Source organism: Isoptericola variabilis 225, from assembly GCF_000215105.1.
Classification (GTDB): domain Bacteria; phylum Actinomycetota; class Actinomycetes; order Actinomycetales; family Cellulomonadaceae; genus Isoptericola; species Isoptericola variabilis_A.
Genome location: NC_015588.1, coordinates 2,024,380 through 2,046,393 on the forward strand (window position 1 = coordinate 2,024,380; position 22,014 = coordinate 2,046,393).

A 22,014-nucleotide genomic window follows, 5' to 3' on the forward strand; every position below is an offset into this window, starting at 1 on the left:
ACGTCAGGCGTCGGTCGGGAACCCGACCGTCGTGACCTCGCTCGCGCCGTCGGCCCACAGCCGCAGCACGGTGAGCGAGCACGGCGGGATGCGCAGCCGCGACCAGTGCGACGGCGGCGCGCCGATCGCCTGCCCCACGGCGGTGCGGATCATCGCGGCGTGGCCCACGACGGCGACCGTCCGCCCGACGCCGCCGTCCAGCAGGTCCTCCAGCCCCGACCACACGCGTGCTCCGAGCTGCGCGTAGGACTCGCCGCCCGGCGGGGCGAACGTGCCGGTCGAGTGCCACAGCGCGAGCTCCCCGGGCGCCCGCTCCTCGATCTCGAGGGCCGTCAGCCCTTCCCACTCGCCGAAGACGCACTCCGCGAACCGCTGCTCGGTGCGCACGTGCTGCCCGATGCGCCGTCCGACGGCCGCCGCGGTCTCCTGCGTCCGGACCGTCGGCGAGGCGACGAGGTCGGTCACGCGTGGCAGGTCCGGCCACAGGTCCCGGCCCACGCGGAAGACCGCGTCGGCCGCCTGGGCGGCCTGCGTGCGCCCGCGCGTCGTGAGCGCGGGGCCCGGCACTCCACCGCCGGAGTAGGCACCCGCGACCGTGAGGTGGGTCTCGCCGTGGCGCACGAGGACCACCGAGAGCGCCGTCGCGCCGTCGTACCCGACGAGCGCGCCCGACGGGCGCACGTGCGTGTCGAAGCCGGGCGCCTCGTCCTCGGCCGCGGTCGCCGGGCCCGACGTCGACTCCTCGGCGGGGAAGTCGCGCGCGATCTGCGAGCCGGTGTCCATGGCCTCGTTCGCGAGCCGGTCGGCCGCGGCGTTCTCCGAGCGCGGCACCCACTCGTAGGCCACCTGGTCGGCGGGCAGGACGGACGCCGCCTCGCGCGCGAGCTCGCGCAACGCGGCGTGCTTGATCTGCCAGCGCCCCGTCATCTGCTCGACGACGAGGCGCGAGTCCATGCGCACCAGCACGTGGGCGTCGGGGTCGACCTCGCGCGCGGCCCGCAGGCCGGCGACGAGGCCCGAGTACTCGGCGACGTTGTTGGTCGACTCCCCGAGGTAGCCGGCGCGCTCGGCGAGGACGGCGCCGCTGTCCGCGTCGCGGACGAGCGCGCCCCAGCCGGCCGGGCCGGGGTTGCCCCGCGACCCGCCGTCGGCCTCGACGACCAGGCGACGACCGCCCGCCATCAGGCCGCCGCGGCGTCGGGCTCGCGCACGAGGATGCGGCCGCACTCCTCGCAGCGCACGACCTGCTCCGGGGCGGCGGACCGGACGGCGGCGAGGTCGCCGGCGTTGAGCTCGAGGCGGCACCCCTCGCAGCGCCCGCCGCGCAGCGGGGCGGCGCCGGTGCCGCCGAGCTGCGCGCGCAGCCGGTCGTAGAGCGCGAGCAGCCCGGCGTCGAGGCCCTCGGCGGCGGCGGCCCGCTCGGCCGCGAGGCGCTTGGCGTCGGCGTCGATCTCGGCGAACGCCGCGTCGCGCTCCGCCTCCGCCTTCTCCTTCGCGGCGACCAGCTCGGCGTGCGCGGCCTCGACCGCCGCGAGCGACTCCTGGTGCGCCTCGAGCCGCTCCATGACCTCGAGCTGGGCCTCCTCGAGGACGCCCTGGCGACGGGCGAGCGACTCGAGCTCGCTCACGACGGCCTGCGCGTCCTTCGCGCCGAGCGCGCCGGAGTCGAGCTTCTGCTGGTCGCGGGCCGCACGGGCCCGCACCTGCTCGACGTCCGCCTCCGCCTTCGCGAGCTCGCGCTCGAGGTCCGCGACGGCCGTGCGGGAGTCGACGAGAGACCCGTGCAGGTCGGCGAGGCGCTTGTCGAGCTCGGCGAGCGTCGCGAGCACCGGGTGGTTGCGGCGCTTGTGCGCGAGCTGCTGGGCCCGCGTGTCCAGGGCCTGGACGTCCAGCAGACGGCGCTGGTCCTCGGGGGGTGCAGTGACCACGGGCGGGTCCTCTCGTACAGCTCTTCAGATGGCGGCGGTCAGCGCCCCGGGCTCGCGACCCGTGCGGTCCACGGGTCGGTCGGCAGGGTGCTCACCCTGGTGGTCACCGTACCTTCTCCGAGCCGTGCGACGAGGTCCTGGGCGGCGTACGCGAGCCAGGGCCACTCGCTCGCGAAGTGCGCGACGTCGACGAGGAACGGCGTGCCTGCCGCGCGCCGGGCGGGGTCCGCCTCGAACTCGGCCCGCTCGCGCAGCTCCGAGGCCGGGTGGTGGCGCAGGTCCGCCGTGACGTAGACGTCGACGGCCGCGGCCCGGACGGCGTCGAACAGCGAGTCGCCGGACCCGCCGACGACGGCGGCCGTGCTGACGGTCGCGTCGAGGTCGCCCGCGACGCGCACCCCCTGGGCGACGGGCGGCAGGACCGCCGCGACGCGCTCGGCGAACGCGCGCAGCGTCGTCGGCTCCGCCAGGCGCCCGACCCGGCCGATCCCGCGGCCAGTGTCGCCCGGGTCGTCGCCCGCGCCGTCCTCCCGCACCACGAGTGGGCGGCGGTCGGTGATGCCCACGAGGTCGGCGAGCGCGTCGGCGACGCCGCGGGGCGCGGCGTCGGCGTTGGTGTGCGCGACGTACAGCCCGCACCCGTTCGTGAGCAGGCGGTGCACGACCGCGCCCTTGAACGTCGTCGCGGGCACGCCGTGCACGGGCTTGAGGAACAGCGGGTGGTGCGTGACGAGCAGGTCGGCCCCCCACGCGAGCGCCTCGTCGACCACGGCGGCCACCGGGTCGACCGCGAACGCGACCGTGCGCACGAGCGCGGCCGGGTCGCCGGCCACGAGCCCGACGGCGTCCCACCCCTCCGCGGTCGACGGCGGGTAGAGGTCCTCGAGGACAGCGACGACGTCGGCCAGCGTGGGTGCGGGGCTCATGGCCCCGACAATAGCCGCGCGCCCCGCTAGTGCCCGCCGCGACCGCCCGTGATGTAGTCCGTCAGCTGGTCGCGCTCGGCCTGCACCTCCGCCAGCCGGCGCTTGACCACGTCGCCGATGCTCACGATCCCCGCGAGCCGCCCCTCGTGGACGACCGGGACGTGCCGGAACCGGTGCTCGGTCATCATGTGCATGAGGTCGTCGAGCATCGTGTCCGGGTCGCACGTCTGCACGTCCCTGGTCATGATCTGCTCGACCGCGGCGTCCAGGACGCCGACGCCCTCGGCGTGCAGCCGCCGGACCACGTCGCGCTCGCTGACGATCCCGTCGACGCTCGCGCCGTCGTCGGACACGACCACGGCACCGATGCCGTGCTCGGCGAGCAGGGCGAGCAGGTCCCGCACCGTCCGGTCCCGGGCGACGGTGACCACCGCGTCGCCCTTGTGCCGCAACGTGTCCCTGACCCGCATGAGAGCCACCTCCTAGTCCATGTCCTCCAGCTCCTTGCCCTTGGTCTCGGGCACGAACCGCAGGACGAAGAAGAACGACGCCAGCGCGGCGAGCGTGTAGAAGCCGTACGCGAACCAGAGGCCGACGTCGGCCATCGACGGGAACGTCGTCGAGATCCCGAAGTTCGCGAGCCACTGCGCGGCGGCGGCGATGCCGAGCGCGGTCCCGCGGATCTTGTTGTTGAACATCTCGCCGAGCAGGACCCACACCGCCGGGCCCCACGACATGCCGAAGAAGACGACGAACAGGTTGGCCGCGACGAGCGCGAGCGGGCCGGCGGCGCCCTCGAGCACCGGCTCGAGCTGCCCGTCGTCGCCGGGCACGAGGCGTGCCTGGCTGAACACGACCGCCATCGTCCCGAGCGTGACGAACATGCCCGCCGAGCCGATCATGAGCAGCCGCCGGCGCCCGATCTTGTCGATGAGCGCGATGGCCACGAGCGTCACGACGATGTTCGTGATCGACGTGATGACGGTCTGCAGGAGGGCGTCCTCCTCGGAGAACCCGACCGACTGCCACAGCGTCGAGGAGTAGTAGAAGATGACGTTGATCCCGACGAACTGCTGGAACACCGACAGCGCGATGCCGATCCAGACGATCGGCAGCAGGCCGCCCGACGGCCGGCGCAGGTCCGAGAGCCGGGTGTCGTGGTCGCGCAGGATCGTGCGGCGGATCTCGGAGATCCGCAGGTCGATGCCCCGGGCGAGGACCTGGCTCAGGACCTCGCGCGCCTTGCGCTCCTCGCCCTTGTGCATGAGGAAGCGCGGCGACTCCGGGATCGTGAGCGCGAGGATGCCGTACGCGACGGCCGGGATCACCTCGGCGAAGAACATCCAGCGCCACGCGGCGAGGCCGAGGAGCAGCTCCTCGGCGGCGCCGCCGGCCGCCGCGGCGATCGCGTAGTCCGACAGGAGCGCCACGAAGATGCCGACGACGATCGCGAGCTGCTGGAGGGAGCCGAGCCGTCCGCGGATCGACGCCGGCGCGATCTCGGCGATGTACGCGGGGGCGATGACGGACGCCGCGCCGACGCCGAGACCGCCGAGCACGCGCCAGACGATCATGTCCGCGGGGCCGACGGCGATCGTCGAGCCGATCGCCGAGATCGTGAACGCGCCCGAGGCGAGCACCATGACGCGGATACGGCCGATCTTATCGGCGAGACGGCCGGCGAAGTAGGCGCCGAGCATGCAGCCGAGCAGCGCCGAGGACACGACGAAGCCCGTGAGGCCGGAGCCCATCCCGAACTCCTCGCGCATGGGCGTCACGGCGCCGTTGATGACCGCGGTGTCGAACCCGAAGAGGAAGCCGCCGAGCGCCGCGACCGACGCCAGCTGGATGACCCTCGCCGCGTAGAACTCGCGTCCTGCCGTGCCCACACCGGTCGCCATGTCGGCCTCCCGCCGCCGTTGCCAGGTGCAGGCAGGCTAAGTCCGCCCTGCGGGGTGCGCCACAGGAGCGCCGGGCAACCTCACTTGGCGTCGGCGTAGCTGGACACGGCCGCGACGGTCAGCGGGAACGTCACCGGGAAGTCGCCGAACAGCAACCGCCCCGCCTCGGCGGCGGCCTCGCGCACCTCGTGCGCGACGGCGTCGGCCAGGTGCGCCGGGGCGTGCACCACGACCTCGTCGTGGAGGAAGAAGACGAGGTGCGGCCGGTCCGCGAACGGGGCGGGCGCCCGGCCGGGCTCGGCGTCGTGCGCCGGCCCCAGCGCCCACAGGCGCCGGCGGATCGACGCGAGCCAGCACAGCGCCCACTCCGCCGCGGTGCCCTGCACGACGAAGTTGCGCGTGAACCGGCCCCACGAGCGCGTGTACGAGCGGGCGCGGGCCGCGGCGTCGTCCCCGGCGGCGTCGGCGAACGCACCGGCCTGCGCCTCGTCCCACGCCGCGCCCGGGGGCGGTGACGAGCGGCCGAGCCGGGTGGTCACGACGCCGCCCCGCTCGCCGGTGCGCGCCGCGTCCTCGACGAGCGCGATGGCGCGCGGGAAGGTCGCCGCGAGCCGCGGCAGCACCTGCGCGCTCGCGCCCGTGGTGCCGCCGTACATCGCGCCGAGCATCCCGACCTTCGCCAGTTCCCGCGTCTCGACCGCGCCAGACGCGACGATGCCGGCGTACATGTCGCCCGCCTGGCCGGCGGCGGCCATCGCCTCGTCGGCCGCCATGCCGGCCAGGACCCGCGGCTCGAGCTGGGCGGCGTCGGCGACGACGAGCACCCAGCCCGGGTCCGCCTGCACCGCCCGGCGCACCGTCCTCGGCAGCTGCAGCGCTCCCCCGCCGCTCGACGCCCAGCGCCCGGTGACGACGCCACCCACGACGTACTCGGTGCGGAAGCGCCCGTCGCGCACCCACTGGTCGAGCCAGTGCCAGCCGTTGGCCGTGAGCAGCCGGTAGAGGTTCTTGTACTCGAGCAGCGGCTCGACGACCGGGTGGTCGAGCTTCTCCAGCTCCCACTTGCGCAGGCTGCGCGCACCCACGCCCGCGTACTGCATGGCCTTGAGCAGGTCGGGGTGCGAGTCGGGGTTGAGCGTCGGCGGCGCGTCGAGCGCGGCACGGATCCGCTCCGCGAGCGCCTCGAGCCGTTCGGGACGCCGCCCCTCGGGCGGCCGTGGCCCGAGCGCCTCGGTGAGGATCGCGTCGTGCACGTCGGCGCGCCACGGCAGGCCGGCGTGGTGCATCTCCGCCGCCACGAGCGCGCCGGCGGACTCGGCCGCGAGGAGCAGGCGCAGGCGGCCGGGGTCGGCCGAGCCGTCGACCGCGGCGAGCTGGGCGGCGAGCTCGGCCTCCGGGTCCGGGCCGCCGTCCCGGTCGCCCGACGACGGCGCGCCCGACGACGGCGCGCCCGACGACGGCGCACCCGGCGCGGTGCGGACGGGCCGGCCGGCGGCGGGCGCCGTGAGCTCGAAGAGTGCGTCGGGCTGCGGCGCGCGCCGGCCCGGCTCGGGCGCGTCCCCGGCCGGCGCGGGCTCCATGGCGTCCCACGGCCCGGGCGGGGCCGTCGCCAGCGCCGAGCCGGCCGCGAGCGCGGAGCCGCGCAGGATCCGGTGCGCGAGCCGCAGGTCGTGGGCGCGGTCCACCCGGACGCCCGCGCGCAGCAGGGCGGGGTACCAGCGGTTGGTGTCGTCCCACGTCCAGCGGGGTGGCGCCGTGCCCGTCGCGCGCGCCGTCTCCTCCCGCTCGGCCACGACGGCGGGGAGGTCGTCCGCGCGCGCGGTCAGCAGGAGGTGCACGTGCCCATCCTGCCGCCCGCGTCCGACACCTCAGCGCGCGTCGGCCCGGCGGCCGGCGCGCGGAGCCCACGGGTCGCGCGCGAGCGCCGCCGCCGCGTCGAGGCCCACGAGGTCCCGCGCGGTCAGCACGGGGTTCGCGCGCCGGAGCCGCACCGCCTCGGGCAGGTGGGCGACGTACTCGGTCCCGGCCTCGTCGGCGAGCGCGCGCAGCACCTCGCGCATGGTCGCGGCGACGGCCGGGTGCAGGTCGGCGGCCACGGGGACCATGGCGGGCGTGACGACCGCCTCGGCGCAGATGAGCGCCGTCATCGCGACGTCCAGCGCGGGCGGGCCGGGCCGCGCGTTCGCCCAGTCGACGAGCCGCGGCCCGTCGGGCGCGAGATGACGTTGAGCGGGTGGAGGTCGAGGTGCACGAGCGTGCCGCCGTCCCAGTCGACGGCGTGCAGCGCCGCGTGCAGGCGGGCCATGATCGCGCCGGCCGCCGCGGGCGTGACCTCGAGCGCGAGCAGGGCCTCGGCGAGGGTGGGCCCGTCGATGCGTTCGAGGACCATCTCGGGCCCGTCGACAGCGAGGACCGCGGGCGCCGGGAAGCCGGCGGCCACGACCTTGCTCAGGAGCGCCGCCTCGCGAGCCGCCGGCCGGCCGTCGCGGTACCGGCGGACGACGCGGCGCTCGTCGAGGGCGTAGACGTCGGCGTCCCGTCCGGAGGCGAGCAGCTCCATGCGTGCATCGTCGCAGACTCGTGCCGTCGTGGGAGCCCCGGGACTCCCGCGCGGGTCGCCGGGACCTGCGGGGCCGGTGTGTCGGACGCCGCGGCTAGCCTCTCGGACCGTGCCCGACGCGTCGCCCCTCTCGCCCCTGACCACCGACCGGCTCGTGCTCACCGCCGTCGAGCCGTCCGACGTCGACGAGCTCTACGCGCTGCACGCCGACCCGCGCGTGTGGACGCACTTCCCGTCCGGCCGGCACACCGAGCGCACGCAGACCGAGCGCGACGTCGCCGCGTACCGCGCCGACTGGGACCGCGACGGCGTCGGCTACTGGACCGCGAGGCAGCGCGACGACGGCGCGTTCGTCGGCGTCGGCGGCGTCCGGCTGCGGCCGCCGGGCGTGCTCAACCTCTACTACCGCGTCGACCCCTCCCACCAGGGTCTAGGGTTCGCGACCGAGCTCGGCCGCGCGGCGCTCGACGTCGCGCGCCGGCGTCTGCCCGACGTGCCCGTCACCGCGTACCTGCTCGAGCACAACCACGCGTCCCGCGCGACGGCCGAGCGCCTGGGCCTGGAGCTCGTGTGGCGCGGTCCGGACGCCGGGAACCCCGACCCGGAGGCGGTGCGGCTGGTCTACGCCGACCGGCCGCTGGGCGCGGAGCTCCTGGCCCTGCTCGTGCGGACGTGAGTCACACGAGGCCGTGCTCGAACGCGAAGGCGCTCGCCGCGGTGCGCGACCCGACGTCGAGTTTGGCGAAGATGTTCGACAGGTGGCGCGCGACCGTCTTCTCGGACAGCACGAGCTCCGGGGCGACCTGGGCGTTGGACCTGCCGGCCGCGACGAGGCGGAGCACCTCGACCTCGCGCGGGCTGAGGCCGCCCGGTGCCACGGCGTCGCCGAGCAGCCGCGTGCACTCCTCCCCGGCGGGCCGGGCGCCGAGCCCCACGAACGTCTCCCGCGCGGCGCGCAGCTCCGCGCGGGCAGCGTCGTCGTCGCCGAGCGACCGGTAGGCACGCCCGAGCAGGGCACGGCACCGCGCCACCTCGTACGCCGCTGTGAGTGCGGTCCATGCCGCCACCGCGCGACGCGCGGCACCTGCGGCGGTCTCGGCGTCGCCGCGCGCGAGCGCCACCTGCGCGGCCGCCAGCCCGGCGGCTCCCCGCGCGGCCGGGCCGTCGACCACGGTGGCGAGGCGGGCGAGCTCGTCCGCGAGCGCCGCCGCCTCGTCGAGCGCACCGGCGGCCACGAGGACCTCGACGGCGGTCGGCAGGACCCGCAGGCGGGAGACCTGGTCGCGCGCCTCCTCGAGGTGGCGCCGGACGGCACCGGCGGCCGCCCCGACGCGGCCCTGGGCGAGCCACAGGAGGGCCCGCCCGGGCGGCACGGCGTCGCCCGACGCCGCGGACCAGAGTCTCGACGTGCTGGGTGGTCATGTCCGTACCTCCGTGGTCGAGCTCGACGCTAGGCGACGGCCGGGCGCCCCGGCATCGGGAGGGATGCCCATCCGAGGATGCGGGACGATGAGTCGAACGACCCATGCCTGGGGCACGTCTGATCACCCGTTTTTCACCTGCCCGAGCGCGGCCCACGCGCCGAGAATGGGGTGAAGCCGGGTTGTGCAGAACCTCCGGGGGCTGGGCGATGCGACCCGCCCCGCTCGTCGAGGAGCGGGCGTGCAGCGTCGACCGGGCAGATGCCGACCAGTCCGTCTGCGAGTGGCTCCGGCCCCCACCGCCCCCGCAGACCACTCCTCCGCGCGTGCTCGCACGCATCCCCACGGACCACCAGGAGTGCTCCCATGAACGTCTCGAGGCGCACCGTGCGCACCGTTCTCGCCGCCGTGACGGCCGTCCTCGCCCTGCTCTTCCTCGCGGGCCAGGCCTCGGCGTCGAACCACATCTCGCCCCAGAACGCGCCGTCCGGCACGCACCTGCAGACCGGCAGCATCGGCTGCAGCACCGGCGGCAACAGCGTCTCGTGCACCGGGTTCGAGCTCGCGGGCGTCGGCAACACCGACGCCACCGTGGTGCTCGAGGCGCGGTACACGGCGAACATCCAGTGCACCAACAAGGGCGGCAAGCTCGTCGAGTCGCACACGCACACCGCGGTCGACCGCACCGAGGTGACGGTCACGTCGGCCAAGAACGGGCGGCTCGCGATCCCGGCGCAGATGTCGACCGCGCCGTCCGAGAGCCAGATCCTGGCCCAGGCCGACTGCCCGAACCCGAACTGGACGCCGAACGTGCAGCCCGGGAGCGTCATGCTCGCCGGCTTCACCTACTCGGTGACCTTCGCGGGCTTCACCGCCCCGTACATCCTCATCACGGGCTGACCCAGGGCCCGCACCGCGGGAGCCCGGCCGCTGGCGGCCGGCCGGGCTCCCGTCGTGCGCGCCGGCGTCAGCGCGCGTCGGTGGACGTGCCCTCCCGGCGGCCGGCCGCCGCGCGGCGAAGCTTGCGCGCGATCCAGACGACCACCAGGACCACGAGGCCGATCACCACCGCGGTGTGGAGGTAGCCGACGCCCGCCTCGACACGGTGCCACTGCTCGCCGAGCAGGTACCCGGCCGTCAGGAGCACCGTGTTCCAGCACCCGCTGCCGAGGGTCGTCAGCATCAGGAACCGTCCGAGGTGCATGCGCTCGACGCCCGCCGGGATCGACACGAACGAGCGCACCAGGGGTACGAGCCGGCCGAACAGCACCGACTTCTCGCCGTGACGCTGGAACCAGGCCTCGGCGGCGGCCACCTCGTCCGCCGAGAGCAGGGGCATGCGGTCCGCCAGCCGGCGCAGGCGGGCCGACCCGAGCCAGGCGCCCAGGCCGTAGAGCGCGAGCGCGCCCACGACCGAGCCGACGGTCGTCCAGACGACGAGGTGCCACAGCACGAGGGTGCCCTGCGAGGCCGTGAACCCTGCGAGCGGCAGGATGGCCTCGCTCGGCAGCGGCGGGAAGAGGTTCTCGAGCGCCACGGCCAGCCCTGCGCCGGGTGCTCCGAGCGTCTCCATGAGGCGGACGGCCCAGTCGGCCACACCGGAGAAGAAGGCGTCGAGCATGGTCGCAGGTGCTCCAGGGATCGCGGGTTGAGGAGAACCCCGGCGCCGCGGTCCGGGGGCCCACGCAAGCCTACGGGAGGCGCGGCCGCACCGGCCAATGCCACGATCGACGCCATGGCCCCACGAACGGTCCGACCGTGACGGAGCTCTTCGTCGACCCGGCCGACCCGCGCCCGCTGACGCAGCAGCTCTACGAGCAGCTCCGCTCCGCCGTCGTGGAAGGGCGGCTCGCCCCCGGCGCCCGGCTCACGCCCACGCGGCGGGCCGCCGCCGAGCTCGGCGTGTCGCGGTCCACGGTCGCCGAGGCCTACGCACGCCTCGTCGCCGAGGGGTACGTCGAGGGCCGGCGCGGCGGGGGCAGCGTCGTCGCCGCGGTCGCCACGACGCCGCCGCAGACCGCGCGCGACGCGACGGCGCTCGTGCCCGCGGCCCGCACGCGCGGGCTGCGGCCTTACGAGCCCGAGCCCGCTCCGGGCGTCGCCTGGGACCTGCGACCCGGCGTCGTCGACGACGACCTGTTCCGCGCGTCCGCGTGGCGGCGGTGCCTGGCCCGGGCCGCGGCCGAGACCACGGGCCACTACACGGACCCGGCGGGCACGCCCGAGCTCCGCGCCGCGCTCGCGCACTGGGTGACGCGCTCGCGCGGCGTCGTCGCCGTGCCGGACCAGGTCGTCGTGACCGCCGGTGCGGGCCACGCGACCGACCTCGTGGCCCGGACGCTGCTCGACCCGCCCGCCGTCGTGGCGGTCGAGGAGCCCGGCTACCCGCCCGTGGTCGAGCTGCTGCGGCACCACGGGCATCACGTCGTCGGGGTGCCGGTCGACGACCAGGGCATCGTCGTCGACGCCATCCCCCGCGACGTCCGGCTCGTGTACGTCACGCCGTCGCACCAGTACCCGTTGGGCATGGTCATGTCGCGGCCCCGCCGCGCGGAGCTCCTCGCGTGGGCATCGCGCGCCCGGGCGGCGATCGTCGAGGACGACTACGACAGCGAGTTCCGGCACACCGCGCGCCCGCTCGAGCCGCTGCAGCGTCTCGACCGCGACGGCCGCGTGATCTACGTCGGCACGTTCAGCAAGTCCCTCTCCCCCGGGCTGCGGCTCGGGTTCGCGGTGGTCCCGCGCGGTCTGGCGTCCGCGGTGGCCTCGGTGCGGCAGACGGTCGACTGGTCGCCGCCCCTGGCGTCGCAGGCCGCGCTCACCGCGTTCGTCACCGAGGGTCACCTGGACCGGCACCTGCGGCGCTGTCGCACCGTGTACCGCGAGCGCCAGCACCTCGTGCGCACGCAGCTCGAGAGACTGCTGCCGCCGGGGTGCGCGGTGCTGCCGGCGCACGCGGGCCTGCACCTGGCGGTCACGACGCCGCACCACGACGCCGTGCAGCGGCTGCGGTCGTCGTCACCCTCGCTGCGCGCCGGGTCGCTGGCGCGCACGTACCTGTTCTCCGACCCCGTGCCGGGGCTGCTCGTGGGCTTCGGCGGCGTCCCGACGGCGGCGGTCCCGACGGCGGTCGGTGCCCTGACGGCGGCGCTCGCCTGAACACTGCCCTGGGCACGACTTGGCCTGGCCGCTTCCGGCCGACTTGGCCCTGGGCTCCCGACCAAGCCGCACCTACGGTGGACCTACGCGCACCACCCGGTGGCGCGACGTCTCGACGAGAGGCCGACGATGGCGCAGCTCGACGCACCGGTGACCGCCGCCCGCCGCAGTGCCCGGCCCGACGTCTGGCCGGCCGTCCTGGGCGCCGTCGCCGCGGTCGCCCTGGTCGGCGCCGGGTGGCTCGAGGCGCTGACGTGGCGGCAGCTCGCGGCCGTCCTGGCGGCGGCCGGCCTCGTCTACCTCGGCTCCGCGGCGCTCGGGTCCCGTCCCGTGGCGTGGTGGACCTTCGCCGTCTCGGTCGTCGTCATCGGCCTGGGCCGGTGGGACGTCGTCGACCCGCTCGCGGTGCTGCTGGTGCTCGGGGTGGTGCTCGGCGTCGTCGGCGCGGCGCGGCGCGCCCGGATCGGTCGCGCCGCCCTGCTGACCCAGCTCGCGGCCACGGCGGTCACCCTCGTGGTCGCCTTCCTCGCCGCCGGGCTGCCCGCACCCTGGGGCGGCGTGGTCCTGGCCGCGGGCCTGCTCACGCACACCGCCTGGGACGTGGCGCACCACCGCGCCGACCGGGTCGTCCCGCGGTCGATGGCCGAGTTCTGCGCGGTGCTGGACGCGCTGCTCGCGGCCGGCGCCGTCGTGCTCGCGCTGAGATGAGCACCGACTCATGAGAGGAAGGACGACATGTCCGAGCTGCTGGTCGACTTCATCACCTCCCTCGACGGCTACGGTGCCGCCGAGGGCTGGCCCGGATGGTGGGGCCTGGAAGGACCGGAGTACCTCGCCTGGCTCGGCGAGGACTCCGCCAACCAGGACACCGTGCTCATGGGCGCGACGACCTACCGGCTGATGCACGGCTTCGCGGCCGGCGCGGCGGCCGAGGGCACGGAGGCCGACGCGATGGCCGAGCTCACCGCCGCCCCGAAGGTGGTGTTCTCCTCGACGCTGGAGGATCCGCCGGAGTGGGCGAACACCCGGCTCGTGGCGACCGACGCCGTCGCGGAGGTCCGCGCGATGAAGCAGGCGGGCGTGCGGATGCGCACGCTGGGCAGCGTGAGCCTCTGCCGCTCGCTCCTGGCCGCCGGGCTCGTCGACCGCTTCCGGGTCGGGGTGTTCCCGGTGATCACCGGCGCCACGGGCCAGGACCGCATCTACGACGGCTACCCCGACGTCGCGCTCGAGCTGGTGAGCAACCGCACGTTCGACGGGCGCATCGTCATGCTCGAGTACGTCCCCACGGTGATCGACGGTCCGCCTGGGGCGCGGCAGCCCGGCTGAGCTCGCCGCAGGCACACCGACCGACACCGGCCGGGCGGCGCGGCGCTGCCCGGAGCACCGGGCGTATCAGACGTCCGCAGATCACCTCCCACCTCGTGCAGTCCCGAAGGCGGTGATCCCTGATGACGATGTCGGTTCCGGTGCTGGCCGGCACGATCTCGCCGACCCTGTTCGTCGTGAGCTACCTGCCGATGCTCGTCAAGGCGGTGCGCACGAAGGACCTCACGTCGTACAGCCTCGGCAACCTCGTCATCGCGAACCTCGGCAACGCGGTCCACTCCGTCTACGTCTACTCGCTGCCGGTCGGGCCCATCTGGTTCCTGCACACGTTCTACCTGGCGGCCACCGCGGCGATGCTCGTCTGGCACCGCCGCTACGCACGACGCCCGCGCGGCGCCGACGCGCCGACGCCGACGCCCGCGGCGACGGCCGCGGACGTCGACGTCGGCCTCGTCAGGACCTGACCGGCGTCATCAGGCGGGGCAGCCGCCCAGCGCGATCGCACCGTCGATCCCGGCGATGCGCTCCAGGACGGCGGCGTACTCGGCCTCCAGACCGGCGACGACGGACTTCTGGGCGGCGACGGCGTCACGGTTGGGCTTCTTGGCGCTCTCGAGAGCGCGCAGGGTCGCGGACTCCGCGACGATGCGCGCGTCGAGCTCCGACAGGTCGGCCTTGGCGGTCGACAGCGCGGCCGCCTTCGCGTCGGCCTCCTCGGTGAGGGCGTTCAGCGCCTCCTGCAGCGGGGTCAGGCGGTCCTGCAGGGACAGGATCGCCGTCTCCGCCGCGGTGATCGCGTCGTTGACGCGGTCCAGGTCCTCGATCAGCTCGGCCACCTCGTCGTCGAGCGCCGTCACCTCGGCGGCCTGTGCGGTGACCGCGGCGGTCGCCGCGTCGAGGGCGTCCTGCAGACCCGGGAGCGCCTCCTCGAGGACGTCGAGCTCGCCGTGCTTCTCGGCGATCCGGGCCTCCGCGGCCGCCAGGTCGTCGTCCAGCCCCGGCAGGGACGCCTCGAGCGCGGCCACCTCCGCCTCCTTCGCAGCCACCGCGGCCTCGGCGTCGGCCAGGGCGGCGGCCGCTGCGGTGCGGTCCGCCTCGGCCGCGTCGAGCGCCTCGGTCGCGGCGGCGAGCTGCTGGTCGGCGGCGACGAGGCTGGTCTGCAGCGCCGGGAGCTGCAGCTCGAGGTCGCTGCTCTCCTGCTGCTTGTCCGACAGCTGCGCGGTCAGGCTCGCGAGCTCGGCCTGCAGCGCGCTCAGGTCGCCGTTGAGGGCCGCGATCAGCGCGGTCTTGTCCTCGATCGCCTGCTCGGCGTCGGCGATCTGGACGTTCAGCGTCTCGATGCTGGCCCGCAGCTGGGCGCGCCGTCCGTGCGCGGTGCCGGGAAGTGCCGCGAGCTGGGCCTCGAGCCCCGCGAGCTGGGCCTGGAGCGCGGCCGGGTCGTCGGTGGGGATCGCGCTCGCCGCGTCGATCTCCTGCTGCTTCGCGACGATCTCCGCCTCCGTCACGGAGATGTCGCCCTCGAGGCCGACGATCTGCACCTGGAGCGTCTGCAGCGCGGCCTTTGTCTGGGTGATCTGATCGGTGAGGCTCTGCACGCTCTCCTGGGCCAGCCGCACGTCCTCCTCGGCCTCGAGGACGGCGGCGGTGGCGTCGGCGACGTCGTCGGCGGCGGCACGCGCCGCGTCCTCCAGCGCCGGCAGCGCCGCGCGAGCGTCGGCGAGCCGCGTCTCGGCCGCCTCGACCGCAGCCCGCGCCGCGTCACCGTCGGCGAGCAGCCCGGCCAGCTCCTGCGTCGCCGTGTCGATCGCGGCGAGGTGCGCGTCGACGGCGTCCTGCGCCGCCGCCGCCTCGGTCGTCAGGCCCTCCAGGAGGTCCTTCGCGGCCGCGAGCTCGGCCTGCTTGGTGGCCAGGGCGTCGAGCACGTCGCCCCGCTCGGCGGTCAGGTCCGCGAGCTGGGCCTCGGCGGCGGCGCGCTGCTCCTGCAGCGGGGTGATCTCCTCGACGAGCGCGGCACGCCGCGACTCCAAGGACGCGAGCTCGCGCTCCGCCGCGGCGATCGCGGCGTCCAGCGCCGCCCGGTCCTTCTCGCGCGCGAGCAGCGACATCGTCACCGCGTCGATCTGCCCGAGCAGCTCGACGTACTGCGCGTCCAGGGCGGCGATCTCCTCGCGGGCGGCCGTGACCTGCGCCGCCAGGCTCTCCTGCGTGGCGACCAGCGCGGCCCGCTCGGCCTCCAGCGTCGCGATCCGCTCGGCGTTCTTGCGGGCCGCGGCCTTGAGCAGGTTCGGCTGCACGGTGCCCCGGTGCGAGAGCTGGTGCGTCACGCCGTTGCAGACTCCGTGGGCCGGGCCGGGCGCCGCGGTGGCGGGACCGGCGAGGACGAGCATCCCGGCGAACATCCCCGGGAGGACGAGGGCGGAACCGACACGGCGAGCGGTCTTCTGCGTGGGCAGGGGCATGGGGGCGTCTCCTCGGAAAGGGCGCGCGACCTCCGGGGGAAGGCCGCTCCTTCAACGGGGTGGACGCCCCGCTGCTGGGCCCCACGGTATGAACGGCCGACCCGGGAAGGCCACCACCTGAGGGGATGAAAAATGCGCCCGGACGAAGCAGTCGGAACGAGTCCGGCGTCGGTCACGCCGCGGTCGCGGCGCCACGCACCGCCTGCCGCTGCTCGCCGAGCCCGTCGATCGACAGCGACATCTCGTCGCCGTCGCGAAGGTACGGGAAGCGCCCGGACAGTGCCACGCCCTCCGGCGTACCCGTGTTGATCACGTCGCCGGGCTCGAGGGCCATGAACTGGCTGATGTGCCAGACGAGGAACGGGACGTCGAAGATCATGTCCGCGGTCGACGAGTCCTGCCGGGCCTCGCCGTTGACGGCGGAGCGGATGCGGAGGCCCCGGGGGTCCACCCGATCAACCGGCACCAGGTAGCGGGCCCACCAGGTTGAACGTGGGCGCGCACTTGCCCTTCGGCCACTGCCCGCCCGAGAGGTCGAGCTGCCACGCTCCGAGACGTCGTTCGAGATCGTGTACCCGGCGACGTGGCGCATCGCCTCCTCGGGCGAGGGCAGGCGCCACGCGCGGCGCCCGACTCTGCGGCGTGCGCGGCGTAGTTCTGCCCCACGCAGACGACGGCCGAGGGGCGAGCGACAGGCGCACCCACCCGGACCCCGTGCAGGTCGACCGGCTCGAGCGACCCGTCGGAAAGGGCCCGTCGTGCTCCACGCCGGGCACCTCGGCGCCCGCCGGACCGTAGCGCAAGAACCTCATCGTTCTCCTCTTCTCTCGTCGTCGGTGTCGTGGTCGCGTTGCGCCATCATGTCGTCGTCGCCGCCCGGGTCAGGGCAGCCGGTCCTGGTCCGGCATCAGCGCGTCCAGCTCGTCCCAGAGCTCGTGCGGGACGGGTACGGACAGCTCGACGAAGGTGTCGTGCACCGACGCCGGCCTACCCGGGCCGACGACGACGGAGCGGACGGCCGGATGCCGCGCCGGGAACTGCAGCGCTGCCGCGCGATGGGGCACCCCGTACCGCTCGCAGGCCTCGGACATCCGACGCGCCGCCGCCACGATCCACGGCGCTCGGCGCGGTACAGGCGTCAGTCGTGGTCGCCGTGGTCGTCGTGCCCGTCGCCCTCCTGTTCCTCGGACCCGTGATCGAGCGGGGCGAACTCGCTCGGGATCGAGTCGGGGTCCCCGTCGGGGGTGAGGAACAGGTGGACGTGGCGGCCGCTGCTGCCGATCATGAGCGTGTCGAGCTGCGCGGCGCCGGCGAGCCACAGCTCGACCGCCGCGTCGCGGCGGCTCCCGGCCGTCCCGGCGTCCCCTGACCGGAGCTCGCGCAGCGTGGCGTCGAGGAGATCCACGGCCCCCAGGAACGCGGCCCGGGTGACGGTGTGCTCGCTCGTCCCGTCGGGGACGGCCTCCAGGGCCGCCCGCGCCGCCGCGACCTCCTCGAGCCATCGGTCGACGTCCGCCTCCTCGGCTGCCGCGCCGGCCCCACCACCGACGGGCAGCACCGTGGAGACCTCCGCGAGCACAGGCATGAGCCGGTCGTACGCCTCCTGGCCGGCTGCGGACAGATCGGCCGCGAGATCGGCGCGCTCCGCGGCCTGCTGCTCGGCGAGCTGCGCGGCGATCGCCTCGACGGAGCCCGGCTCCGGCGTCTCGGCGGCGCCTGCGTCGCCCGTCGTCGAGGCGGTCGTGTCCGCGGGCGGCGCGGCCGTGGTGCGGCCGACGGCGTAGCCGGCGCCCCCGGCCACCAGCACGGCGAGAGTGGCGACGACGGCCACGGTGCGGACGACGCCCGGTTGCCGGGCCGTGGGTGCGGATGAGCTCACGGTGCTTCCTCGTCGTTGACGGCGATGTCACGGGCACCCTACTTTGTTCAAGCGCCGTAACCAATACGGCCCCCACCCGAAGGAGCGCAATGAAGCGACACACCAGCCCCGCACTTGCAGGTGCCCTCGGCGCCTGCGTCGCAGTCTCCCTGGTCACCATGGCACCGGCTCAGGCCGCTGCCGAGGACTACGACGTCCTGGTGGTCGGGAAGACCACGGGCTTCCGGCACAGCAGCATCGACGAGGCGACGACCGCGATCATGGCCCTCGGCGAGTCGAACGGGTTCACCGTCGACGTCTGGGACCCGGTCGTCATGAACGGCGACCGCGTCGTGAGCCCTGGTCAGCCCGCGCGGACGCTCGCCACCACCCCGTTCACCACCGCCGACGACCTCGCGAAGTACGAGACGATCGTCTTCGTCTCGACCGTCGACGGGACGAACAACCTCAACCCGGCCACCCCCACCCTGCTCAACGCCTCCGAGCTCGAGGCGTTCCAGGGGTACATCCGGGCGGGCGGCGGCTACGCCGGCGTCCACGCGGCCACCGACTCCATGCACACCATCCCGTGGTACTCCCAGCTCACGGGCGGAGGCGCCCGGTTCATCAGCCACCCGCCGCAGCAGACGGCGGTGCAGACGGTCGAGGACGGCACGCACCCGTCCACCGCGCACCTCGGCGAGACGTGGACCCGCTTCGACGAGTGGTACAACTTCACCCAGAGCCCGCGGCCGGTCGTGCGCGTCCTCACGAACCTCGAGGAGAGCAGCTACAACCCCGGCCGTAACGCGATGGGTGCGGACCACCCGCTGGCGTGGTGCCACAACTTCGAGGGTGCCCGCTCCTGGTACACCGCGGGCGGCCACACCGAGGCGTCGTTCACCGACCCGGCCTTCCTGGCTCACCTGCTCGGCGGCATCGCATGGTCGGCGGGCGTCGTCAGCGGCGGCGGCGACTGCGTCACCTGGTACGAGGTCGAGACCCTGGTCAGCGACCTGCTGGACGAGGGTGCGATCTCGCAGAAGGCGGCCACCCAGATCACCAAGCTTCTGGCGGAGGCCGAGGCGCTGGCCGACGCCGGCGACTCGGCCGAGGCGGCCGAGAAGCTCAACGCCGTCGCCGCCCAGGTGATCGCGCACGTCCGCGACGACGCGGCCGCGCGGGAGACCCTCGCCGGCAAGGTGGCGGACCTGCAGACCTGGCAGCAGGCGATCGGCTGACGGTCGTCTGGACCGGGACGAGCAGGCGTCGACGCCTCGACGCCATGACGCGGCGCGGCGGTCGGAGCACGTCTCCGGCCGCCGCGCGGGTCGTCTCGCACGGGTTCCGGGGTACCGACGTCGTCAGCCCGGGCCGTAGCGCAGGGCGAGCAGCTGCAGGCCCAGGGCGCTCGCGACGAACCGCTGCCGACGGTCGCCGGCGATCTGGGCGACCCAGTCGTGCGCGCAGACGTCCGCGAGCTGCAGCGGCTCGCCCGACGGGTCGGGCACGGTGAGCGTGACGCGCAGCCCCGAGTAGTAGGGCGAGGACAGCGGCTCACGCGTCACCGGCAGACCGGTCTCGGCCAGGCGCGCCGCGACACGGTCACCGAGCGCCGGGCGGCCGTCGTCGTCGGCGAGCACGGTGGCCGACGGCGCACCGGGGAGCAGCCCGAACCGATCGGCCGCAGCGCGCACGACACGCAGGGGCGCGGCGACCTGCTCGACGACCGCCCGCACCTCGAAGCCGTCGTCGGGCTCCCGGCGGCCCGCGTCGGCGAGGCAGAAGAGCCGGAAGTGCGTCGAGAACCCGGCGGGCAGACCGACCTGGCCGGGACGCAGCGTCTGGTGCACCGTGGTCAGCCGCACGCGCGCGTCCGGGTCCGCCGCGAGCCGGCTCGCCGCCTCGATCGCGAGCACGTTCGTCGGGTCCGACACCACCTCGGTGCCACGCGTCGTGGACACGGCACGGTCCTGCGACGTGGGGCTCACCACCGAGCAGGTGCCGAGCGGCGTCACCGGCGACAGGAGCACCGCCTCGTACCCGGTCGCCGCGTCCAGCGCGACGGCGTCGTAGGCGACCGCCGTGCGCTGGTCGAGCGGGCTCGGCCGCACCGTCGCGTCGGCGTGGCACTGCCGGCGCAGGTCCACCGGACGCCGGCGCTCCGCGAACCGGCGTGCGTCGGCGAGGTAGGCGGGCCGCACGTCGCTCGGCGACCGGTGGTGACCGTGATCGTCCATGCCCGCCACCATGCCGCGGCCGCGCCCGGGCGTCACGCCGATTCCCCGGTCGACGTCGACGACAGCGCTGGAGACGGTGGCGGTGGCCAGGGTCCCTCGCGTGGCCACGTTGTCTTCAGTGGCGGTTCACCTGCGGTCCGTCCCGAGTTTGAGCGGGCCTGGTTGTCTCGAGCAAGCGAGCCGGACGGTCCTCCTCCGCGCATGCTCGCACCCCTTTCGGCGTCGGCCCGTGCCGACGCCTCTGCCGCGAGCACCGAGGAGCTCCATGTCCGTGCCATCTCAGACGATCAGCCGCCGTCACCTGCTGCAGCTGGGCGGTGTCGGCGCCGCCACGTTGGCGCTGGGGATCAGCGCACCCGAGACGGCGATCGCACGGTCGGCACCGAGCTCAGCCGAAGGCCTCTTCGGTCTGGGGGTGGCGAGCGGCGCACCCGGCCCGGACTCCGCGGTGCTGTGGACCCGGCTCGCGCCCGAGCCGCTCGCCGAGGACGGCCACGGCGGCATGCCTCTGCACGCGTACTCGGTGCACTGGGAGGTCGCCACCGACGCGGCGTTCGTCGACGTGGTCCGCAAGGGCCACGCGTTGGCCCAGCCGGACCTCGCGCACGCGGTGCACCCGAAGGTCACCGGGCTGAGCCCGGGCACCGAGTACTACTACCGGTTCCGGTCGGGTGAGCGGTACAGCCCGGTCGGTCGCTTCCGCACCCTGCCCGGGCCCGGGGCCCTCGCCGAGCGGTTCACGTTCGGCGTGGTGTCCTGCCAGGCCTGGTACCACGGCCACTTCACCGCCTACAAGCACCTGGCCGCCGACCCCGAGCTCGACCTCATGGTCTTCACCGGCGACTGCATCTACGAGTACGGCATCACGTCGGCGAACCTGTGGCGCCACGGCGCCTCGGTGACCGCCGCCCACGCCGCCGAGGTGCAGACGCTCGAGCAGTACCGGCTGCGCTACGCGCTCTTCAAGAGCGACCCCCACCTGCAGGCGCTGCACGCGCGCGTGCCCGCCGTCGTGATCTGGGACGACCACGAGGTGCAGAACAACTACGTCGCCGGCACGTCCGCGTACGGCCTCGAGGACGACCTGTTCGAGCACCGCGTCGCGGTCGCCTACCGGGCGTTCTACGAGAACCTCCCCCTGGACCTGGACGCGCTGCCCCATGGCCCGACCGGGGACATCACCACCGGCTTCGACGTCGGCGCCCTTGCCCGGTTCACCCTCCTCGACACCCGCCAGCACCGCGACCCGGTCCCCACGAGCCCCGAGGACCAGCACGCCGAGGACCGGACCATGCTCGGCGCCGAGCAGGAGGCCTGGGTGACCGAGCGGCTCACCCGGAGCCCGGCGGTCTGGAACGTGCTGGCCAGCGGCGTGGTCCTCACGGCCATCACCGAGAACCGCACCGACCAGTGGGACGGCTATCCCGCCGCGCGACGCCGGCTGCTCGACGCCATGGCCCGCAGCCGCAACACCGTCGTGGTGACCGGCGACATCCACCACGCGGTCGCCGCCGAGCTCCGGGCCGACTTCGACGACCCGACCTCGGCGAACGTCGGCGTGGAGCTGATCTGCACCTCCGTCGCGTCCGACGGCGACGGCGCGCCGACCCACGGCTACGCCCCCGACTGGCTCCAGCACGACTACGTCAAGCTCTACGACGGCCGCCGCGGCTACCTCACCGTCAGCCTCGCACCGGACCAGATGACGTCGACGTTCGTCATCGTGCCCTGGATCGAGGCGGACGACACCGCGCCAAGGCAGGTCCTCGCTCGCTTCACCACTCCCGCCCGCCAGCCCCGGCTCGACCGGGCCTGAAGGAGGCACGCATGTCACGTCGTCCCGACCGGGTCACGGGGCTGGCACACGCGTCGGAGATCGCACGCACCATGCTCTCCTGGCGCTCCCTCGGCTTCGACCCGCTCATCGACCACTACCGGGTGCACGCCGTGCCGGGTCACGGTGTCCCGTTCACCCCGAGCCCTGACAACCTGCTGGCGAAGACCGTCTACCCACGCCTGGTGCATCACGTCGACCCCCGCGGCGAGACGTGGACCTACCAGGTCGTCGCCATCTCCGACGCCGGCGCCACCAGCAAGCCGAGCGACCCGCTCGTCGCGAGCTCCACGCCATCGGTCGTGGCCACAGGCGCTACACCCTCAACTGCGATGAGCCGGTTTCGTCGGCCATGCTGCGCGCGGGCAACTGGCTCGAGCCTCCGTCGCCGGTCACGCT

Annotated in this window: 22 protein-coding genes; 8 read left to right on the forward strand and 14 right to left on the reverse strand. The window is 74.8% G+C overall.

Annotation, left to right across the window (positions count from 1 at the left end; genetic code table 11):
* Positions 1 to 3: 3 nt before the first annotated feature.
* The 8 genes from ISOVA_RS09465 to ISOVA_RS15530 all read right to left on the reverse strand — a co-directional run bounded on the left by ISOVA_RS09465 (position 4) and on the right by ISOVA_RS15530 (position 7,315).
* A complete protein-coding gene (locus ISOVA_RS09465; protein WP_013839015.1) occupies positions 4 to 1,182 on the reverse strand; it encodes a bifunctional RNase H/acid phosphatase in 1,179 nt (392 codons plus the stop codon).
* On the reverse strand, positions 1,182 to 1,928 hold the full coding sequence (locus tag ISOVA_RS09470; RefSeq protein ID WP_013839016.1) for a zinc ribbon domain-containing protein: 747 nt from the start codon (positions 1,926 to 1,928) through the stop codon (positions 1,182 to 1,184). Before ISOVA_RS09470 ends, ISOVA_RS09465 begins: the two co-directional genes overlap by 1 nt.
* A gap of 38 nt (positions 1,929 to 1,966) precedes the next feature.
* A complete protein-coding gene (locus ISOVA_RS09475) occupies positions 1,967 to 2,854 on the reverse strand; it encodes a Nif3-like dinuclear metal center hexameric protein (RefSeq protein WP_013839017.1) in 888 nt (295 codons plus the stop codon).
* 26 nt (positions 2,855 to 2,880) lie between these two features.
* Positions 2,881 to 3,324: a CBS domain-containing protein gene (locus ISOVA_RS09480; RefSeq protein ID WP_013839018.1), complete on the reverse strand. Its 444-nt coding sequence runs from the start codon at positions 3,322 to 3,324 to the stop codon at positions 2,881 to 2,883.
* A gap of 12 nt (positions 3,325 to 3,336) precedes the next feature.
* A complete protein-coding gene (locus ISOVA_RS09485; RefSeq protein ID WP_013839019.1) occupies positions 3,337 to 4,755 on the reverse strand; it encodes a sugar porter family MFS transporter in 1,419 nt (472 codons plus the stop codon).
* A gap of 80 nt (positions 4,756 to 4,835) precedes the next feature.
* Complete coding sequence (locus ISOVA_RS09490) at positions 4,836 to 6,593, reverse strand: bifunctional 3'-5' exonuclease/DNA polymerase (protein ID WP_013839020.1); 1,758 nt, start codon at positions 6,591 to 6,593, stop codon at positions 4,836 to 4,838.
* A 30-nt stretch (positions 6,594 to 6,623) separates the two neighbouring features.
* On the reverse strand, positions 6,624 to 6,902 hold the full coding sequence (locus tag ISOVA_RS15525) for a hypothetical protein (protein WP_049788305.1): 279 nt from the start codon (positions 6,900 to 6,902) through the stop codon (positions 6,624 to 6,626).
* Positions 6,899 to 7,315: a phosphotransferase gene (locus tag ISOVA_RS15530; protein WP_049788306.1), complete on the reverse strand. Its 417-nt coding sequence runs from the start codon at positions 7,313 to 7,315 to the stop codon at positions 6,899 to 6,901. The genes ISOVA_RS15525 and ISOVA_RS15530 overlap by 4 nt, the downstream gene beginning before the upstream one ends.
* A 109-nt stretch (positions 7,316 to 7,424) precedes the next feature.
* On the opposite strand from ISOVA_RS15530, the gene ISOVA_RS09500 reads away from it, so the two are divergent.
* Entirely contained in the window at positions 7,425 to 7,991 is a 567-nt protein-coding gene (locus ISOVA_RS09500) for a GNAT family N-acetyltransferase (protein WP_013839021.1), read from the forward strand.
* 1 nt (position 7,992) lies between these two features.
* On the opposite strand, the gene ISOVA_RS09505 is transcribed toward ISOVA_RS09500, so the two are convergent.
* Positions 7,993 to 8,688, reverse strand: a complete 696-nt coding sequence (locus tag ISOVA_RS09505; RefSeq protein WP_013839022.1) for a response regulator transcription factor — start codon at positions 8,686 to 8,688, stop codon at positions 7,993 to 7,995.
* Positions 8,689 to 9,102: 414 nt separating this feature from the next.
* Here ISOVA_RS09505 and ISOVA_RS09510 point away from each other — a divergent pair, with 414 nt between their 5' ends.
* Positions 9,103 to 9,636 (forward strand): hypothetical protein, encoded by a 534-nt coding sequence (locus ISOVA_RS09510; RefSeq protein ID WP_013839023.1) that lies wholly within the window; start codon positions 9,103 to 9,105, stop codon positions 9,634 to 9,636.
* A gap of 67 nt (positions 9,637 to 9,703) precedes the next feature.
* Here ISOVA_RS09510 and ISOVA_RS09515 read toward each other — a convergent pair whose 3' ends face one another.
* On the reverse strand, positions 9,704 to 10,357 hold the full coding sequence (locus ISOVA_RS09515; RefSeq protein ID WP_013839024.1) for a DedA family protein: 654 nt from the start codon (positions 10,355 to 10,357) through the stop codon (positions 9,704 to 9,706).
* Positions 10,358 to 10,494: 137 nt separating this feature from the next.
* Here ISOVA_RS09515 and pdxR point away from each other — a divergent pair, with 137 nt between their 5' ends.
* The 4 genes from pdxR to ISOVA_RS09535 all read left to right on the forward strand — a co-directional run bounded on the left by pdxR (position 10,495) and on the right by ISOVA_RS09535 (position 13,688).
* Entirely contained in the window at positions 10,495 to 11,895 is a 1,401-nt protein-coding gene (gene pdxR, locus ISOVA_RS09520; protein ID WP_013839025.1) for a MocR-like pyridoxine biosynthesis transcription factor PdxR, read from the forward strand.
* A gap of 129 nt (positions 11,896 to 12,024) precedes the next feature.
* The gene (locus ISOVA_RS09525) at positions 12,025 to 12,603 is read left to right on the forward strand and encodes a hypothetical protein (protein WP_013839026.1); all 579 of its coding nucleotides are present in this window, start codon (positions 12,025 to 12,027) and stop codon (positions 12,601 to 12,603) included.
* 27 nt (positions 12,604 to 12,630) lie between these two features.
* The gene (locus tag ISOVA_RS09530; RefSeq protein ID WP_013839027.1) at positions 12,631 to 13,224 is read left to right on the forward strand and encodes a dihydrofolate reductase family protein; all 594 of its coding nucleotides are present in this window, start codon (positions 12,631 to 12,633) and stop codon (positions 13,222 to 13,224) included.
* A gap of 122 nt (positions 13,225 to 13,346) precedes the next feature.
* Positions 13,347 to 13,688: a hypothetical protein gene (locus tag ISOVA_RS09535; RefSeq protein ID WP_013839028.1), complete on the forward strand. Its 342-nt coding sequence runs from the start codon at positions 13,347 to 13,349 to the stop codon at positions 13,686 to 13,688.
* Between the two features lie 9 nt (positions 13,689 to 13,697).
* Here the strand turns inward: ISOVA_RS09535 and ISOVA_RS09540 are convergent, their stop codons facing one another.
* From ISOVA_RS09540 to ISOVA_RS16755, 3 genes are all read right to left on the reverse strand, one after another.
* Positions 13,698 to 15,683: a coiled-coil domain-containing protein gene (locus ISOVA_RS09540; protein ID WP_013839029.1), complete on the reverse strand. Its 1,986-nt coding sequence runs from the start codon at positions 15,681 to 15,683 to the stop codon at positions 13,698 to 13,700.
* 172 nt (positions 15,684 to 15,855) lie between these two features.
* Positions 15,856 to 16,275, reverse strand: coding sequence for a fumarylacetoacetate hydrolase family protein (locus ISOVA_RS15535; protein WP_081474841.1), 420 nt, complete (start codon positions 16,273 to 16,275; stop codon positions 15,856 to 15,858).
* A gap of 546 nt (positions 16,276 to 16,821) precedes the next feature.
* On the reverse strand, positions 16,822 to 17,562 hold the full coding sequence (locus ISOVA_RS16755) for a hypothetical protein (RefSeq protein ID WP_013839030.1): 741 nt from the start codon (positions 17,560 to 17,562) through the stop codon (positions 16,822 to 16,824).
* Between the two features lie 158 nt (positions 17,563 to 17,720).
* Here ISOVA_RS16755 and ISOVA_RS09560 point away from each other — a divergent pair, with 158 nt between their 5' ends.
* A complete protein-coding gene (locus ISOVA_RS09560) occupies positions 17,721 to 18,782 on the forward strand; it encodes a ThuA domain-containing protein (protein WP_049788310.1) in 1,062 nt (353 codons plus the stop codon).
* Between the two features lie 123 nt (positions 18,783 to 18,905).
* Here ISOVA_RS09560 and ISOVA_RS15540 read toward each other — a convergent pair whose 3' ends face one another.
* On the reverse strand, positions 18,906 to 19,781 hold the full coding sequence (locus tag ISOVA_RS15540) for a hypothetical protein (protein ID WP_143762098.1): 876 nt from the start codon (positions 19,779 to 19,781) through the stop codon (positions 18,906 to 18,908).
* Between the two features lie 265 nt (positions 19,782 to 20,046).
* Here ISOVA_RS15540 and ISOVA_RS09570 point away from each other — a divergent pair, with 265 nt between their 5' ends.
* Positions 20,047 to 21,597 (forward strand): alkaline phosphatase D family protein, encoded by a 1,551-nt coding sequence (locus ISOVA_RS09570; RefSeq protein WP_013839033.1) that lies wholly within the window; start codon positions 20,047 to 20,049, stop codon positions 21,595 to 21,597.
* The last annotated feature ends 417 nt before the right edge of the window (positions 21,598 to 22,014 follow it).